Source organism: Streptomyces sp. BF23-19 (assembly GCF_041106355.1).
Lineage (GTDB): Bacteria > Actinomycetota > Actinomycetes > Streptomycetales > Streptomycetaceae > Streptomyces > Streptomyces virginiae_A.
In genome coordinates this window covers 13,556-30,070 of record NZ_JBGBPT010000104.1, presented here as the reverse complement: position 1 = coordinate 30,070, position 16,515 = coordinate 13,556, and the positions used below count along the sequence as shown (strand labels likewise).

The 16,515-nt window shown below is 71.4% G+C and carries 15 protein-coding genes, 1 tRNA gene and 1 pseudogene; 13 read left to right on the top strand and 4 right to left on the bottom strand.

All coding sequences use genetic code 11. The features are described 5' to 3' along the window. Window positions 1–298: 298 nt before the first annotated feature. On the bottom strand, window positions 299–895 hold the full coding sequence (locus tag AB8A24_RS38000) for a histidine phosphatase family protein (RefSeq protein ID WP_369478769.1): 597 nt from the start codon (window positions 893–895) through the stop codon (window positions 299–301). A 127-nt stretch (window positions 896–1,022) separates the two neighbouring features. On the opposite strand from AB8A24_RS38000, the gene AB8A24_RS37995 reads away from it, so the two are divergent. The 3 genes from AB8A24_RS37995 to AB8A24_RS37985 are packed head-to-tail and all read left to right on the top strand — an operon-like array spanning window position 1,023 to window position 5,115. Further along, window positions 1,023–2,207 (top strand): hypothetical protein, encoded by a 1,185-nt coding sequence (locus tag AB8A24_RS37995; protein WP_328963270.1) that lies wholly within the window; start codon window positions 1,023–1,025, stop codon window positions 2,205–2,207. Continuing rightward, a complete protein-coding gene (locus tag AB8A24_RS37990; RefSeq protein WP_328963269.1) occupies window positions 2,195–3,778 on the top strand; it encodes a hypothetical protein in 1,584 nt (527 codons plus the stop codon). Before AB8A24_RS37995 ends, AB8A24_RS37990 begins: the two co-directional genes overlap by 13 nt. Beyond that, window positions 3,775–5,115 (top strand): AAA domain-containing protein, encoded by a 1,341-nt coding sequence (locus tag AB8A24_RS37985; RefSeq protein ID WP_266484341.1) that lies wholly within the window; start codon window positions 3,775–3,777, stop codon window positions 5,113–5,115. Before AB8A24_RS37990 ends, AB8A24_RS37985 begins: the two co-directional genes overlap by 4 nt. 82 nt (window positions 5,116–5,197) lie before the next feature. Here the strand turns inward: AB8A24_RS37985 and AB8A24_RS37980 are convergent, their stop codons facing one another. Next, window positions 5,198–6,859 carry a recombinase family protein gene (locus AB8A24_RS37980; protein ID WP_369478768.1) on the bottom strand — a complete coding sequence of 554 codons (1,662 nt, stop codon included), beginning with the start codon at window positions 6,857–6,859 and terminating at the stop codon, window positions 5,198–5,200. 251 nt (window positions 6,860–7,110) lie between these two features. Here AB8A24_RS37980 and AB8A24_RS37975 point away from each other — a divergent pair, with 251 nt between their 5' ends. Beyond that, window positions 7,111–7,569 (top strand): hypothetical protein, encoded by a 459-nt coding sequence (locus AB8A24_RS37975; protein WP_328963267.1) that lies wholly within the window; start codon window positions 7,111–7,113, stop codon window positions 7,567–7,569. Between the two features lie 75 nt (window positions 7,570–7,644). Here AB8A24_RS37975 and AB8A24_RS37970 read toward each other — a convergent pair whose 3' ends face one another. Continuing rightward, a complete protein-coding gene (locus AB8A24_RS37970; RefSeq protein WP_328963266.1) occupies window positions 7,645–8,127 on the bottom strand; it encodes a MarR family winged helix-turn-helix transcriptional regulator in 483 nt (160 codons plus the stop codon). A 113-nt stretch (window positions 8,128–8,240) separates the two neighbouring features. Between AB8A24_RS37970 and AB8A24_RS37965 the strand changes: the two genes are divergently transcribed. From AB8A24_RS37965 to AB8A24_RS37935, 7 genes and pseudogenes are all read left to right on the top strand, one after another. Next, window positions 8,241–8,810 (top strand): NAD(P)H-dependent oxidoreductase, encoded by a 570-nt coding sequence (locus AB8A24_RS37965; RefSeq protein ID WP_328963265.1) that lies wholly within the window; start codon window positions 8,241–8,243, stop codon window positions 8,808–8,810. A gap of 362 nt (window positions 8,811–9,172) precedes the next feature. Further along, window positions 9,173–9,520, top strand: a complete 348-nt coding sequence (locus AB8A24_RS37960; protein WP_030728746.1) for a hypothetical protein — start codon at window positions 9,173–9,175, stop codon at window positions 9,518–9,520. A gap of 126 nt (window positions 9,521–9,646) precedes the next feature. After that, a pseudogene (locus AB8A24_RS37955) lies at window positions 9,647–10,238 on the top strand (hypothetical protein). Continuing rightward, window positions 10,229–10,302 (top strand) — tRNA-Lys (locus tag AB8A24_RS37950). The pseudogene AB8A24_RS37955 and the gene AB8A24_RS37950 overlap by 10 nt, the downstream one beginning before the upstream one ends. Before the next feature lie 106 nt (window positions 10,303–10,408). Next, window positions 10,409–11,092 (top strand): Crp/Fnr family transcriptional regulator, encoded by a 684-nt coding sequence (locus tag AB8A24_RS37945; RefSeq protein WP_369478767.1) that lies wholly within the window; start codon window positions 10,409–10,411, stop codon window positions 11,090–11,092. Window positions 11,093–11,149: 57 nt separating this feature from the next. Beyond that, window positions 11,150–11,740 (top strand): hypothetical protein, encoded by a 591-nt coding sequence (locus AB8A24_RS37940; protein ID WP_328963262.1) that lies wholly within the window; start codon window positions 11,150–11,152, stop codon window positions 11,738–11,740. 109 nt (window positions 11,741–11,849) lie between these two features. Next, the gene (locus AB8A24_RS37935; protein ID WP_328963261.1) at window positions 11,850–12,122 is read left to right on the top strand and encodes a hypothetical protein; all 273 of its coding nucleotides are present in this window, start codon (window positions 11,850–11,852) and stop codon (window positions 12,120–12,122) included. Window positions 12,123–12,183: 61 nt separating this feature from the next. Here AB8A24_RS37935 and AB8A24_RS37930 read toward each other — a convergent pair whose 3' ends face one another. Next, entirely contained in the window at window positions 12,184–13,419 is a 1,236-nt protein-coding gene (locus tag AB8A24_RS37930) for a M6 family metalloprotease domain-containing protein (protein ID WP_328963260.1), read from the bottom strand. A 346-nt stretch (window positions 13,420–13,765) separates the two neighbouring features. Here AB8A24_RS37930 and AB8A24_RS37925 point away from each other — a divergent pair, with 346 nt between their 5' ends. After that, entirely contained in the window at window positions 13,766–15,646 is a 1,881-nt protein-coding gene (locus AB8A24_RS37925; protein ID WP_369478766.1) for a putative bifunctional diguanylate cyclase/phosphodiesterase, read from the top strand. Window positions 15,647–15,774: 128 nt separating this feature from the next. Next, a complete protein-coding gene (locus AB8A24_RS37920; RefSeq protein ID WP_328963258.1) occupies window positions 15,775–16,503 on the top strand; it encodes an ALF repeat-containing protein in 729 nt (242 codons plus the stop codon). The last annotated feature ends 12 nt before the right edge of the window (window positions 16,504–16,515 follow it).

Below are 16,515 nucleotides of genomic sequence, written 5' to 3'. Positions count from 1 at the left end.
CCCCCCACCCCGACACCTACCGACAGCCCCCACATCCAGCCCCGCCACCCACCAAGGCACGGGCCCGCACATTCAGCCCCGGCCCCATCGAGACACGGGCCCGCATTTTCAGCCTCGCCGGCGTTTGAGGCGCGGGCCAGGGCAGAGCCCGGCAGACGGCCCGCACACCGCCGAGCACCCCGCAGGAGCCCGCACATCCAGCCCCGCCGGCGTTTGAGGCGCGGGCCCGAGCAGCGCCCGGCAGACACCGCACACCGCCGAGCACCCCGCAGGGGCCGGGCACACCGCAGGGGCCGGGCTACACGTCCAAGTGGCCCGTGTCGTTCCAGCGTTCAAGCGCCGGCGCGCCGTACGCCCAGCCCAGGACCGAGAGGGAGGTCGGCTCCAGGCGGATGCGGGCACCGAAGGAGGCTTCGAAGCCCAGCCAGCGGGCGGCCAGCGTGCGCAGGATGTGGCCGTGCGCGAAGACCAGCACGTCCCGCTCCGCCGCCCGGGCCCACGCGACGACCTCGTCCGCCCGCGCCGCGACGTCCGCCACGGACTCACCGCCCGGGACCCCGTCGCGCCAGATCAGCCAGCCCGGCCGCACGGCCTGGATCTCGGCCGGGGTCATGCCCTCGTACTCGCCGTAGTCCCACTCCATCAGCGCGTCCCACGGCTCGGCCCGCGCCCCGAAGCCCGCCAGGTCGCAGCTCTCGCTCGCCCGCACCAGCGGGCTGGTGCGGACCTCCACGCCCGGCAGTCCCCGCCAGGGGTCCCGGGCCAGTCGCTCGCCGAGCAGTTTCGCGCCCAGCCTGCCCTCCTCCAGCATCGGCACGTCCGTGCGTCCGGTGTGCTTGCCGAGCTGGGACCACGCCGTCTGGCCGTGGCGGGCCAGCAGGATGCGGGGGGCCATGTGAATTCTCCCGGTCGAGTCGAGTCCGTCCATCATCCAACAGCCGGGCACCGGGGAGCACCGGTCCCCACCACCGGTTTCCGCACTACGTCCCCGATTGTCAGTGGCGGATGGGACACTTCCGCGGGTGAGCTCCTACCCGCCCAGCAGCCCCGCGCAGCCGACGACTCTGCGGCAGCGGCTCGCCGGTCTGCGCGGCCCCGCCGTGCCGCCCCGTCCGCTCGACGCCCGGGCACTGGCGGCCCTCGCCGCCAATCCCGGCTGCGGCAGACGCGCCCTGCTCGACGGCGCCGGTGTGGACAAGACCGCCCTGGCCACGGCGCTCGGCTCGCCCGCCTCCTTCGGGCAGTCGCAGTTCGCCATAGTCCGCGGGAACTCCTTCGAGGCCAAGGTCAAGGGCGACGGCGGAGCCGAGCTGCTGCGGCTGGTCCACGCGCACCTGGCGCCCGCCGCCGAGCCGCCCGGTGCCGGCGCCCGCGTCCCCGATCTGACCGCCGCCGGGCCCGAGGGCCGCGCCGCGCGGACCGCGCTCGCGCTGCGCGAGGCGACCGCCGCCGGCCGGGACAGCGGGGCCTGGACTCTGTTGGACCACCCGATGCTGGCTCTGGAGGTGGCCGGTTCCCCGGCCTATCTGGAGCCCGACGCCGTCGTCGTCCATCCCGACGGCCGCTGGACCGTCGTGGAGATCAAGTCGTTCCCGATGATCGACGGCGCCGCGGACGCCGCGAAGGTGGGCGCCGCCGCCCGGCAGGCCGCCGTCTACGTGCTGGCCCTGGAGCGGACCGCCGGGAAGCTGCCCGGCGCCGAGGTGGGGCACACCGTGCTGCTGGTCTGCCCGAAGGACTTCTCCAACCTGCCCACCGCCGCCCCCGTCGACATCCGTCGCGAGCGCTCGGTGACCCGCCGCCAGCTGGACCGGCTGACCCGCGTCGAGGAGCTGGCCGCCGCGCTGCCCGAGGGCCTCAGCTTCGACCCGGCGACGCGGACCGCCGAAGAGCTCGTGGAGGCCGTTTCCGCGGTCGACGCCGCCTACGCCCCCGAGTGCCTGGCCGCCTGTGAGCTCGCCTTCCACTGCCGTGACCGGGCCCGTTCCGCCGACCAGGTCACCGCGCTGGGCCGGTCGGTCCGCGGTGAGCTGGGCGGGCTGACCACCGTCGAGGCCGCGCTCGCGGCGGCCGCCGGGACCGGCTCCGCCGAGGATCCGACCGCCGCCGCGCTGCACCGGGCCGCCCGGCTGCGCGCCGAGGCCCTGGAACTGGCCGCCGCCCGTCCGCCGCACCCCTCCCCGGAGACCCCCGCATGCCCCTGCTGAGTACCCTGGCCCGGCTGGAGGCCGTACGCGCGGGTCGCGCCCAGCCGCTCGCGACCGTGCGGCACCGCCACCTGAGCGAGCGCCCGATGGTCTTCGTGCCGCTGACCACGGCCGGTGAGGCGGGTGCCCCGCTGGGCGCGATGGTGGGCACCGACCGGCACGAGCCGCGGCTGTTCGTGATACCCCAGCCGCGCGACCGTGACCGCCGCTGGGCCTTCCTCGCGGACCTGGCCGCGCAAGTGCTGGCCCACATCGACGCGTACGCGGACGCCGTGGAGCCGGCGGAGCGCAGCGAAACCGACCCGGAGACGGGCAAGCGGGTCAAGGTCGAGACCGAGCTGTGCGTGGACGCGCCGCAGCTGATCGTGCCGAGCCGGGCGGGCGTGGAGTACGTACGGCTGCTGGGGCGCTCGATGCGCTTCCGGCGCACCGCCGAGGAGGATCCGGAGAATCCGTATCCGGCGCCTTCGCAGGTGCCGATGCTCGGGCGCTGGTTCACGCACCTCGCCGAGCGTTCGCGGGTGCCCGGCTCCTCGATGCTGCTGTCGGCGACGGACCTGCTGTCCCGGCACTGGGCCACCGGCCAGAGCAACCTGGAGGACCAGCACCTGGCCGCGCTGCTGGGCTGGATCGCTCCGCCCGAGGGCCGGTCGGGTGCCGAGGAGGCCCACCGGGCCGAGTTGGGCCGGGACAAGGACGGCCAACTGCTGTGCCCGCCCGCCGGTCCGGCGACCGACCCGGCCTTCGACAACAAGCTGCTGGCTCCGGCCATCGCCCGGTACGACGCCGCGCGTACGGACCTGGCGGCCGGGCTCGGGGACGACGACCGGCATGTCCGGGCGGCCGAGCGGGAGGTGCGCCGGCTGGTGGAATCCCAGCTGTCGGGCACCTGGTGGAAGACCTGGGAGGCGATCGACCTGCTGCGCGCCCTGCCGCCGGGCGAGCGCGCGGAGGAGCGCTGGACGCGCGACCGCTGGTCCTACACCGGGCACCGGGACCGGGTCCGGGCGGGCGAGCCGCCGCAGCCGCGCCGCGACGACGCGGTGACGGCGGCCCAGAAGCTGGCCACGCGGGAGACGGAGCAGGTGCGGCTCGACGCGCAGGAGGCCTTGGACGACCCGCTGGTGATGGCGGGCCGGCGGCTCGCGGGCGAGGCCTTCGCCGGTGAGGTCACCGAGGTGGTGATGGAGTGGACGGAGTCGAAGCGGCCGAGTCCGCGCCCGTTGGTGACGGTGGTGACGGAGGACCGGCCGCAGCTCGCGGACGAGGGCGGCGGGAAGGTGTTCCGTTCGCTGGACGGGCGTCCGCAGAGTGCGCAGTTCGTCCGCTTCGAGGAGGGTGGGCAGGTGGTGCTGCGGCTCCTCGACAAGATGGGCCGTGGCCGGGACCCCGAGCCGGGGTCCGTCCCGGAGAAGGGTGACCGGTTGTGCTGGACGCTCTTCGAGCACGACGCGCGGGGCGGCCCGAAGCTTCCGGAGCCCGAGCAGACCCCGTGGACGCACGGCGGCCCGCCGGGATCGGCGGGCACCCTTCCCCTGCCCGACTCCGTGACCGACGAGGACCTGCTGTGACCACGACCGCTTCCTTCGACCCGGGTGCGGCGGCCGCCCGGGCGACCGCCGCGATCCTGGCCGACACCCTGCACGGGACCGAGCGGGGCGTGGTCGTCGACTCCCCGCCGGGCGCCGGCAAGTCCACGCTCGTGGTCCGGGCGGCCCGGGAGCTGGCCGCGGCCGGCCGCCGGCTGATGGTGGTGGCGCAGACCAACGCGCAGGTCGACGACCTGGTGCTGCGTCTCGCCGACAAGGACCCGGAGCTGAAGGTCGGCCGGTTGCACAGCAGTGACGGGGACGCCTACGACCCGGCGCTGCGCGAGCTGCCCTCGGTCACTCTGTCGGCCAAGCCGAAGGACCTGGCGGAGCTGCCGATCACCATTTCCACGGCGGCGAAGTGGGCGTTCGTCAAGGATGTGGAGCCTTGGGAGCACGCCATCGTCGACGAGGCGTACCAGATGCGTTCGGACGCGCTGCTGGCCGTGGCCGGGCTGTTCGAGCGGGCGCTGTTCGTGGGCGATCCCGGGCAGTTGGATCCGTTCAGCGTGGTCGGCGCGGAGCAGTGGGCGGGTCTGTCCTACGACCCTTCGGCCTCGGCGGTGAGCACCCTGCTCGCGCACAATCCGCAGTTGCCGCAGCACCGGCTGCCGGTGTCGTGGCGGCTCCCGGCGACGGCGGCGCCGCTGGTCTCGCGCGCCTTCTACCCGTACACGCAGTTCCGCAGCGGTACGGGTCCGGGCGAGCGGCGGCTGGCGTACGGGGTGCCCTCGGACGGGTCGGGGCCGGATCGGGTGCTGGACGAGGCGGCGGAGGCGGGCTGGGGCCTGCTGGAGCTGCCGGCCCGGCACACCCCGCGCACCGACCCGGAGGCGGTGCGGGCGGTGGCCCTGGTGGTCCGTCGGGCCCTGGACCGCGGGGCGGTGACCTCCGACGAGCAGTCCCCGGCGCCCGCTCCGCTGACGGCGGACCGGATCGCGGTCGGTACGGCTCACCGCGACCAGGCGGCCGCGGTCCGCGCGGCGTTGGCCTCGCTCGGGGTCACGGGGGTCACGGTGGACACCGCGAACCGGCTGCAGGGCCGGGAGTACGACCTCACGGTGGTCCTGCACCCGCTGTCGGGCCGCCCGGACGCGACGGCTTTCCATCTGGAGACGGGCCGGTTGTGCGTGCTGGCGTCGCGGCACCGGCACGCGTGCGTGGTGGTGGCCCGGGCGGGCATAGCGGAGCTGCTGGACGACCATCCGTCGACGGAGCCGGTCCAGTTGGGCGTGACGGTCAAATTCCCGGACGGCTGGGAGGCGATGATGACCACATGGGATTTCTGGTCCAACCATCGCGTCTCGTGGCGGCCGTAGATCTCCACTCGTCTCTCACTGCTCGCCGTAGAGGCGTACTGACCAACAAGAAAGCCCCCTGCATGAACAGGGGGCCATGGTCTTACTGAAGAGGCACGGACCTCAACTCGTCGATCTCCGCCCCTAGGACCTTGTTGAAGATCTTCAAAGCTTCAAGGTTCCACGCTTCTTCGTCAGCCGGATCAACGGAGCCGGCCAAAGCATCACTCGCCCTCTCGGCGACGTCATTCGGAGAGATGACGTGGACGGCGATGCCTCGCCCCTTCGCCCCCGGGCGGCCCCAGATGAAGAGCCGCATGCCGGCCTGACGAAGGAAGGACCCCTGTTCCTTCCGCCCTGTCATTGCAGACCACTTCTCGGCGTAGGTCTGGCCGGTGCCAGTGGCCTCCCAGCGACCAGGGACGAAGGGTTCGGCCATCAGCTCCTCGAGGTTGGACGCATGCGCCTCCATCGCGCGGGTCAGAGAGGCGACCACCACAGGAGAGGCGGCCAAGGTGATTGATTGCGACAGATTATCGATGGCGCGCTCAAGTTCCTTGATCTGCTTCCTGTTGTCCCTACCCGGAACATAATGGCGCTCGGTGATTTCTTCGCCACCCAGCTTGACGAGGAACGCATGCTCCGCAGCCGCGTACACCTGATCCTGAGACCAGGAGACGGAGAAGTCACAGGCCTTGCCGTTGGACCAGGAAGAGCAACGGAAGTACTTGTGCTGCCGAACGTCTCCCGTGTTCAGCTTCCCGATCGAGCTGTTCTCGTACATCTTCCTGCCGCACGGACAATAGAGCACGCCCGCCATGGGAGATGCATTGGACTTGATTCCGGCACGATGCCGACCCAGTGCCGATACCGCCGCCTGCAACTTGTCGAATTCCTCGTCACTGAGGATGGGATCAGCCCATCGAACAGGAACTCCGTCACGAAGAAGCGGCTCGCCCTTGTGCATGGCGATCCCCTTGAGGATCGGCTTCTTCAGCATCTTCCCCAGGGTGGACGTGGTCCACTTGGATCCCTTGACGGCCGTCTTGACCCCGGCCTTCTTCTCGGCTCCGTTGACGCTCCGCTGATAGTCCTGCGACGTGAGGACCCCGCGCTCGTTCCAGTCCTGACAGAGACGGCTCATGGACCACCCCTGCTCCGCGATTCGCTCGTACGCCTCACGGATCAGCGGACCCGTCACGCGGTCGATGAGCAGTTTGTAGCGCTGCCGGCCCTGATACTCCGTGAGGACCGGTCGATAGCCGAAGGGCCAAGTCCCGCCGCCCCAAAGGCATTCGTCGCGGTAGTACTGAGTCTGATTCCGGCGCTTCTGCACGATGGCTTCCCGGTACTCCTGGGCTTGTGTCGCCTTGATGTAAGCGGTCATCCGGCCATTGCCAGGAGTGATGTCCAGGGCCGGGTCATCAAGGCAGATGACGTCCTTGCCGTCCTGGTAGCACTTGTCGGCGAACATCTCCCAGTGGGTCTGGTTCCGAGTGATGCGGTCCAGGGAGGTGACCATGATCGCGTCCCACTCGTACCAGAGCGGCTCACGCATCCACCTGCCAAGGCCAGGCCGCTCCTCGGGGCGGACCGCACCCGAGATGAACGAGTCCTCTACGTCCCCGACCACATCGAACCGGCTCTCCCCGACTGCGCCGTCCAGAGCTTCGGCCTGACGCGCCAGCGCAGAACTGTCCTCAGAGTCTCGACTGATGCGCCGCATCTTCAGGACACGAGTACCCGGTGACAGCTTGTACGGCATGTCGTTACCCCCTGCGTAGTCCCCATCTACACTCGGCGACATTACATGGTGATCCTGTTTTCTGATGCCGGGAGGCGAACCACTCGGTTCTGGCCCATCCGGCCGAGCACCGGGTGCCCTGGCGACCGTAGGGAAGGTCCGCAGGGCCGGTCGCCCGGTCGTCGTGATCTTCGGGCGGATGTGGAACCAGGAGCCCCCCGATCGCATCCTTGAACATGTTCAAGTGATGCCGACCAGGGGGTTCTTCAGTTATGCCCGTACGACGCAAGCGCCTCACCCGGTGGCTCGTGATCACCGGCACGACGGCCGCACTGGCCGTCGGAGGCTGGTGGGCGTACCAGGTGTCGGCGGCCTTCGTCGGCACCTTGGGCGTGCCGTGCGACAGGGCGGCCAGGTTCGTCCGCGCCGCCGAGCTGCCCGCAGGGACGCACGACCGGAAGTGCACCACCGGCCAGTGGTTGAGCATCTCGTACGAGCTGGACTTCCGTGCGCCCCGAGGGGAGACGGAGGCATGGCTGCGGGCTTCCTATCCCGACGCGGAGACCTCCGGGGACTGCACGGACTCCGACGCGTGCGCGTATCCACAGCTGCCGGGCCGCGCGCCCGTCAAGGACGAGGCCGGCCACCGGCTCGCGGACGGAGTGCGCATCGAGCTCGACTACGAGGACGGGGACGTCGCGCACGTACGGATCTCCGGATTCACGGTCTGAGGCCCGCAGGCCCGCAGGACGCGGCCGGCCGGGGAATCCGGCGGCGCCGCCGCGGGCGATCCCCCGGCGGCCGGCTCAGGATTTGCGGCGGGCGCCCAGCCGTTCGCGGAGTACCTCGCCGACCTCGGCCAGGGTGCGCAGTTGTTCCGGCGTCAGCGCGTCGACGAGGTGACGGCGCACCGACTCCACGTGGAGCGGGGCCGCCTCCGTGATCAGGGTGACGCCGGCCTCGGTGAGGACCACCTCCGCACCCCGGCCGTCGCCCGCGACCCCCTCCCGGCGGACGGCGCCGCGCTGCTCCATGCGGGTGAGCTGATGGGACAGCCGGCTGCGGGACCAGCGCATGAGCTCGGCCAGCGCGCTGATGCGCATACGGTGGCCGTCCGTGGAGCCGAGCACCGACAGGACGTCGTAGTCGGCCTCGGAGAGCCCGCTGTCCTGTGTGAGGTCGCGCGCGATCTCGGCGTTGACCAGCGGGAACATCCGCCGCCACGCGTACCAGGCGTCCTGTTCGGACTCGGTGAGCCAGCGGGGCCCTGGCTCCGGTGCGGGGGTCATGTCCGCCACTCTAGCCAGGTCGGTGACACATCACTTATCTGGTTGACATGTCACCCAGACCCCCGCTTCTATAGATGACACGTCAACAATCACCTCGATCGGAAGCACTCACCATGACCCGCCTGCACGTCATCTCCGCCGCCACCCGCCCCACCTCCGCCGGCCGCCCGCTCGCCCGGTGGGTCACCGAGCAGGCCCGCGAGCGGGGCGGCTTCGACGTCACCTCCGTCGACCTCGCCGAGATCGCCCTGCCCTTCCTCGACGAGCCCGAATACGCCTCCACCGGCAACTACGCGCACCAGCACACCCGCGACTGGAGCGCCCTGGTCGACTCGGCCGACGCCTTCCTCTTCGTCCTGCCGATGTACAACGGCGGCTTCACGGCCCCGTTCAAGAACGCCATCGACTTCCTCTACAACGAGTGGAAGGGCAAGCCGGTCGGCATCGTCAGCTACAGCGCCGGCCCCACCGGCGGCGCCCCGGCCGCCGAGATGCTGCTGCCGATCCTCACCCGGCTCGGCATGCTGCCCGCCGAGCGTTCCGTCGCGATCCCGGGCATCCCCAAGCTGCTCGGCCCCGAGGGCTTCCAGGCTTCGGAGACGCTCGCGGGCGAACTCGCCGGGGTCCTGGACGACGTGGCCGAACTGGCCGCGCGGCGCGCCGCCGAGGCCGTCACGGTCTGAGTCGGCTCCCCGCCGGACGGCCGTACGCGGCGTGCGCGTGCGGCCGTACGCCGGTGAGCCGTACGCCGGTGAGCGGAGTGCCGTCGTAGCCGCGGGCGCCGCCCACCTCCACCACCCGGTCCGCACCCGCGACCCGGGTGGCGGCGGGCAGGCCGCCGCGCGGTCGGGAAGCCCGGGATCGCGGTGCGGATGTCGGCGCCGGCCGATCACGCGTGCGACTCCCTCGTCACCGAGCCTGTCGATCTGCTCGTGCGTCCCATCGGCCGTACGGGTGTTCCAGCCCGTCGCGCAGGGGTCTTGCGTGGCGTTGGACAATGGACGGTGGCCCGGAATCACTTCGCACGCGCAGCAGGAGGACACGCATGGCAGAGCCCGAGCGGACCGAGCGGCGGCTGCGGCCGGCGCCTCTGCTCTTCGAGCCCTCGGAGGCCGTGGCGGACCCGGAGCACTTCTTCGATCTGGAGTCGATCGAGGACCCGCGGGAGCTGCTGACCCGTGCGACCGAGCTGACGCTGGCCTTCCGGGCCGCGCAGGAGCGGGCGGTGGAGTTCCAGGCCCTGGCGGCGGCCCAGCTGGCGGATCCCCGCCGGTTCGACCGGCTCTCGCCGGCGCTGATCGCCGAGCAGGCGGAGTGGACCGAGGACTACGCCCTCAAGATGATCGAATTCGGCGAGACCCTCCAGCGCGGCACCGGCACCGACCTCACGTAGGCCGTCGAGCGCGCACCGCCGAACGCAGCGGACCGACGGTGCGCAAAATACTCCAGCGGCACCCTTCCCGTCCCGGTTTTCGGTAACTCCAGGCATCCATATCGCTACGGCGGGTACACCTGGCATATGACGACGCTGACGACGGCCCACGCCCGCACCGCGCCCGCCACCCACGTCACCCCGCAGGGCGCCGCCTGGCTCGCCTCCGCAGCCGCCCACCCCCGGCGCACCCTCGCGGTGTGGGAGGCGCGGCCCGGGCTGCCCGCCACGCTGCCCTGCGGGGATCCCTTCGACGTCGTCAACGTCCCGCTCGTCCTCGGGCGCCGCGTCCTGGACCTGCTGTGGGCCGAGGGCCCCGGCTCCGGGCCGGTCGCCGTGCACCGCGGCCGGATGCTGCTGTTCGCCGCGCCCGGCACCGCGCACCGGCTGCCCGCCCTGCTGGCGTGGGAGGAGTGGGGAGGTTCCCGTACCGCCCCGGCGCCGCTGTGCCACGGCCGTGGCGACGCCGTCACCGTGCCGCCGCTGGCCGCCACGCCCGGCCAGTCCCGGTGGCTCGTGGCCCCGGACGCGCGCGAGCCCTGGCTTCCCGGGCCCGAGGCCCTGCTCTGGGCCTTCGTACGGGCGGCCCGCAGCCCCGCACCGACCGGACCTGGGGATATCGATTTTTCGTTCCGCGGATCCTCCTGCTAATGTCTCTCTCGTCACCAAGCGCCGCTAGCTCAGTTGGTTAGAGCAGCTGACTCTTAATCAGCGGGTCCGGGGTTCGAGTCCCTGGCGGCGCACAGCGAGGTAATCGCCTGACAAGGCCGTTCTTCCTTCGGGAAGGGCGGCTTTTGGCGTTCCTGGTCTACGTTGTACGGGTCGCGCGTACCAACCGAGGAAGCGGTCATGACTGGCAAGAGCGATCTGTGGGAGGCCCTGGCCGGCGAGCACGCGGCCGCCCTTCGGGACCTCGGCGTCCAGGTCCGGTACGCGCCCGGAGACGTGATCCTGCGCGAGCACGAGCCGTCGACGCACGCGATCCTGCTGCAAGAGGGCACCGCCAAGGTCGTGGTCAGCGCCGAGACCGGCCACGAGGTCATCCTGGGGCTGCGCGAAGGCCCGGACATCGTGGGCGAGATGGCGGCGCTGGACGGCCGGCCGCGGTCCGCCTCGGTGATCGCGAAGACCGATGTCACGACGACCATCGTCACCGCCGCCCAGCTCAACGCCTTCCTGGACGCCCATCCGGAGGTCCTGCGCACCCTGGTGCGCATCCTGACGGCCCGACTGCGCCAGTCGGACCAGGCCCGTCTGGAAATGGCGTCCCAGACCGTCCTCCAGCGCATCGCCTCGCAGCTCGCCACCCTCGCCGAGCAGCTCGACACCTCACCGGAAAGCCCGGATCTCGGATCGCCGGCCCTGCCTCTCACCCAGGGCGAGCTGGCGGCGATGGTCGGGGCGTCCCGCGAGGCCGTCACCAAGGCCCTGCACCTGCTGCGTCGCCAGGGCGTGGTCACGACCAGCCGCAGCCGGATCGCCATCATCGACCTTCCGGTCCTGCGGCTGCTCGCGGCCGGCAACACCCCATAGAACTGGTAATTTTCACACTCCTTCCATGTAGAACTGACAGTGTGTTAGCGTAGCCGTATGCACATGCCCGTGCGCAAGACCTTCCTGGGCCTGGACATCGTGGGCTTCACTCGACCCGACCGCACCGACAGCGCCTGCCTGGCGATGCGACGGGTCCTGTACGACGCCCTGACGACCGGGCTCCGGAGGGCAGGGATCCGACCCGCGGCCTGCGAGATGCTCGACCGCGGGGACGGCATCATGAGCCTCCTCGATGCCTCCGTCGAGCCCGGCCTCGTCGTCGACACCGTCGTGCCCTCGCTGGCCACGGCGCTCCGCGACCACAACGCGGGGGCCGCGCGCCCCGAGCGGATCCAGTTGCGCGCCGTCCTGCACACGGGGGTGACCGTCCAGGACGACAAGGGCCATGTCGGCAGGGACATCAGCCATGCCTTCCGACTCCTGGACGCCCCCGAGCTCCGACTCCCTCTCACCGACGGCCGCGCCGAGCTCGTCCTGGCGGTGACCGATGCCGCCTGGGACCGGCTCCGGCCGGACCGGCGCCGTCCGCCCGTCAGCCGATTCCGTCGCACCCTGCTCAGTACCAAAGAAGCTTCCGTTCAGGCCTGGGTGGCGATCGTGGCGCCCGACCTGCTTCCGGCCGGCTGACCGCACTCCGCTCTTCGATCGTTCCCGCACGGCGGGTGTGCCGCGCCCCCATCGAGGAAGCGCAGCCCCCTCATCGCTCAGTCACGCCCAGAGACGAGGAGACGACGTCATGAACAGCACCCCGCCCTGGCTCGAAGGCCGGCCCCACGGCGAGCAGCCGGAGCCGCAGTCCGGCTGGCGGATGGCCTCGCTGCCCGTACCCCTGCCCCGCAATGCGACGAAGGCCGTCGCGCACTACCGCGGCATGGCCCCCGCGGGCCTCGCCGTCTACATCCCGTTCGGTGACGTGCACGGCGAGACCCTGTGGGCGCTCGTGATCGTGATCGGCATCCTGGTGATGGCCGACATCGCCGTCACGTGGCGGCGGGCCGCCCCCGCATGACACGTCGGCAGGAACGACGGAGGCCCCCACGCGCGTGGGGGCCTCCGTCGTTCTCCGGCGGTCACGTCGTGATCTTCACCGTGTACGCGCCGGACCGGGTGCGGTCCGCCACCTCGATGGTGATCCGCTCCCCCGGCACGGTGTACGTCTCACCCACCTCCAGCGGCGCGTCCGCCAGCGGCGGGTACACCGAGCGGTCCCAGCACGCCTCCGTCGACGGGTGCGCGTCCAGCACCTCGATGGGGCCGCCGCCCGACGAGGCCTCGTTGCGCACCCGGTAGACCAGGACGCCCTCCGTGCAGGTGTCCCCGTCGTTGCCGGCGGAGCCCCGCGCCTCGACGGCGATGGCGCTGCCGGGGCCCGTACGGATCACCGCGAGCCGGGTCCCGCCCGTACCGCCGCTCGGCGGGGCCTGGGCCAGCGGCTGCAGGGTGTGCATCGAGGAGCCCGTCTGCACGCAGTCCACCTGGGAGGGGTCCAGCCAGCCCAGCTTCCACTTGTGCCAGGCGAAGAGGTCCGGGGCCATGCCGAACTGGCTGCCCATGACGTCCCAGTCCCCGACGTAGGTGTCCCAGTCGCCCTTGCCGTCCGTGGGCCGGTGGTAGAGGTCGGGCAGGTCGAAGACGTGCCCGGTCTCGTGGGCCAGGACGTTGCGGTCCGGCGGGTGGCGCTCGAAGACGGTGACGATCCGCCGCAGTTCCGTGCCGTCCGCGACGATCGGGTGCTCGAAGTTGACGACCTTCGTGGCGTCGGAGTCCACGCCGGGCGCGTCCGGGTCGGCGACGAAGTAGACGACGTCGTACTTGCGGAAGTCCACCTGGGCGTCGGCGGTGGTGACCGCGTCCCGCAGGTAGGACGCCCGGTCCCCGGCCGCCCAGTCCCGCTTTATGCCGTACGCGGTCGACGGCTTGGGCATCTGGATCCACTGCTTCTGCGGGTGCGGGGCCAGCCGGAACCGTCCGTACGAGGCCTGCTCGAAGAAGTCGCTGGTGGCGGGGAAGTAGTCGCCGACGATCTCCTCGGTCCTCAGGGTGCTCCGGTGGTCGGGGAAGGAAAGGAAGACCATCACGGCGTCGAGGGTGCGCTCCGGCTTGGGGTAGGCGCCGTTCCAGGTGTCCAGGCCGAGGGAGTGGTGCGCCGCGGTGCGGGTCAGCGCACAGGGTCCGGCTCCGGAGTCGGCCACCGCGGGACCGGCGACGAGCGACATGGCGGCGAGCGCCGTCAGGGAGGTGAGCGCCGCGGCGGTACTTCGGAGGCGGGAGCGTTCCACTCCCCCGGGTGTCTGCTGTCGCGCCACATCGACCTCCGGTGGTGGATTCGTGTCTGTTCATCCACCTTGAGGCGATTGTCTTACTAATGCCCTGTTCCGCTGCCCCACACGAGTGAGTAATACGGCAAGTCGGTGACCCCCGAACTTCACGCCCCTGCCTACAGAACGTCACGACCGATCACCTGAGATCAGCAGAAGCCCCCGCATGCTCAGAGCCGCGCAGAAACGATCGCCCGGTCGTGCGTCGGCGATCCGTCATCACGCCGAACCGAACCGTCTCAACCGGTGGTGCCGCTGGATAGAGCCTCACGACAGCCTCTATGATCGGCACACTTTCCTGCGCGGACACTCACGAACACTGCGGGAGCCAACGGTGAGCGGAACCTCAGAAGGAACCGGTTCGGCGGCCGACAGCATCCGATCGGCCATTACGGAGCGTCACCCGGCAGTGCCGGCAGTGCCGGCAGTGCCGTCGGCATCGGCCGGCCAGGCCACGCCGGCGTCGTCGTACCGCACCGACTCCGACCTGCGCGACTACCGGGCCGCCTTCAACGCGGCCCACCTCGCCATGGCCGTCGTCGACCGCGAGGGCTACGTGGTCGCCGCCAACCAGGCCTTCGCCGGGCTGCTCGGCAGCGAACCGCACGCCCTCGTGCACCGGTCCGCCGCCGACCTGGTGGACCTGGCCGCGGAGGCCCGCACCTGGGCCGCGTACCAGGAGGTGCTCCGCGGCCGACAGGCCCGACTGCGCTGCACCCGCCGCCTCAAGCATCCCGACGGACATTCACTCTGGACCGAGGTCACGCTCGGACCCGTCCCCGGTACCGGGGACGTCCTGCTGTCGGTGGCCGACATCAGCGACCGCCGCGACCTCCAGGCCCGGTTGCGCCACCTGCAGATGCACGACCCGGTCACGCGCCTGCCCAACCGTGCGCTGTTCTTCGAGCGGCTCTCCGCCGCCCTGGAGGCCTCCTCCTACGAACACGGCGGCGGCACCGGCCGGATCGGGCTGTGCTACCTGGACCTCGACGGGTTCAAGGCCGTCAACGACACCCTCGGCCACCGGGTCGGCGACCGGCTGCTGACCGCCGTCGCCGCCCGGCTGACCCAGTGCGCCGACCAGTCCGGCTACGGGCGCACCGGCGGGCACCTGGTCGCACGCCTGGGCGGCGACGAGTTCGCCCTGCTGGTGGAGGACTCCACCGGCACCGAACAGCTCGCCGACCTGGCGCGGAGCGTGCTGGCCGCCGTACAGGAGCCCTTCGACCTGGCCGGGCAGCGGCTGTCGGTCTCCGCCTCGATCGGGGTCGTGGAGCGGGCGACGGCCGGCACCTCGGCGACCGGGCTGATGCAGGCCGCCGACACGACCCTGTACTGGGCCAAGGCGGACGGCAAGGCCCGCTGGACGCTGTTCGACCCGGAACGCAACGCACACCGCATGACGCGTCAGGCCCTCTCCTCCACGCTCCGACCGGCCGTGGAACGGGGCGAGTTCGAGCTGGAGTACCAGCCGCTCGTGGACCTGGAGAGCGGCGCCGTGCGTGGGGTCGAGGCCCTGGTGCGCTGGAACCACCCGCAATTCGGCACACTCACGCCGAATCGGTTCATCGGGATCGCCGAAGAGGACGGGTCCATCGTCCAGTTGGGGCAGTGGGTCCTGCGGACCGCCTGCCGGCAGGCCCGGCGCTGGCAGATCGAACAGCCCAGCGACGCCCCCGTCTTCGTGTCCGTCAACGTCGCCGTCCGCCAGGTCTGGGACTCCGACCTCGTGGGCGATGTCGCGGAGATCCTGGCCGAGACGGGCCTGGCCCCGCAGCTGCTGCAGTTGGAGCTGACCGAGTCGGCCGTGATGGGCTCGGCCGGCCGCCCCCTGCAGGCCCTTCAGGCGCTGAGCGACATGGGTGTGCGGATCGCGATCGACGACTTCGGCACCGGCTACTCGAACCTCGCCTACCTCAGCAGGCTCCCTGTATCAGTTCTGAAACTGGACGGTTCCTTCGTCCGCGGATTCCGCTACGAGGAGGGCACGCACCCGAACCCGGCCGACGAGACCATCGTCGAAGCCCTGGTGCAGCTCGCGCACCGACTCGGGCTGACGGTGACTGCGGAGTGCGTGGAGACCGCTGGGCAGGCGGCGCGGCTGCGGCGCGTGGGCTGCGACACGGGCCAGGGCTGGCTCTACTCCCGGGCCGTCGCCCCGGAGCGGATCGCCGAGATGATCGGCACCCGGCCGGGCGCGGACCACCCCTGCTAGCCGTTCCGGTTGGCTGTTCCGTGGGCTTCTAGGGGCTCTTTCCTCGTTGGACAGCCCCGACCCCCCCTGTAACGATCTTCAGGCCAAAGGTTCTTGACCAAGTTCCTTGATCTGTGGGGGAAACCGCCATGAAGCTCACCCGTACCGCGCTCGCGCTGACCGTCGGCGCCCTGGCTCCGGCCCTGCTCCTCGCCACCCCGGCCCTCGCGGCCGGCTCGGCCGCCGCCGCACCGGTCAAGGCGTCGGTCACCGCGCCGGCCGGCGCGGCGCTGGGCTCCGACACGGAGAACGCCGCCGCCATCGCCAAGATCCTGGCGGACCCGGCGAGCGGCAAGTCCGTGATCCGCGCGGCGAACGCGGCCCTCAGCGGCACCCCCGAGGACCGTGTGGCGTTCCTGACCACGGGCTTCGCGAAGGCCCAGGACGAGGACAACAAGGTCGCCATCCTCCGGATCCTGTTCGGCAAGCCGGGCAAGGGCGTGACCCGCGAGGCCAACAAGGCCCTGGACGGCACCCCGGCCGACCGCACCGCCTTCCTCGCCACCGGCTACGCGAAGGCCCAGGACGAGGACAACAAGGTCGCCATCCTGCGGATCCTGCACACCAACCCGGCCACCGGAAAGGGCGTCAAGCGCGAGGCGAACAAGGCCCTCGACGGCACCCCGGCGGACCGCACCGCCTTCCTGAAGACCGGCCTGCGTCTGGCCCAGGCCGAGGACGACCGCGTGGATGTCTTCCGCATCCTCGCCCGCCCGGGCATCAGCGACGCGCTGTACGCGGAGTGCCAGAGGCTCCTGAACGGCAGCACTCCGGAGGAGCTGCGGTACTTCATCACCGTCGGCCAGTACCAGTTCTGACACGAGGAGGCC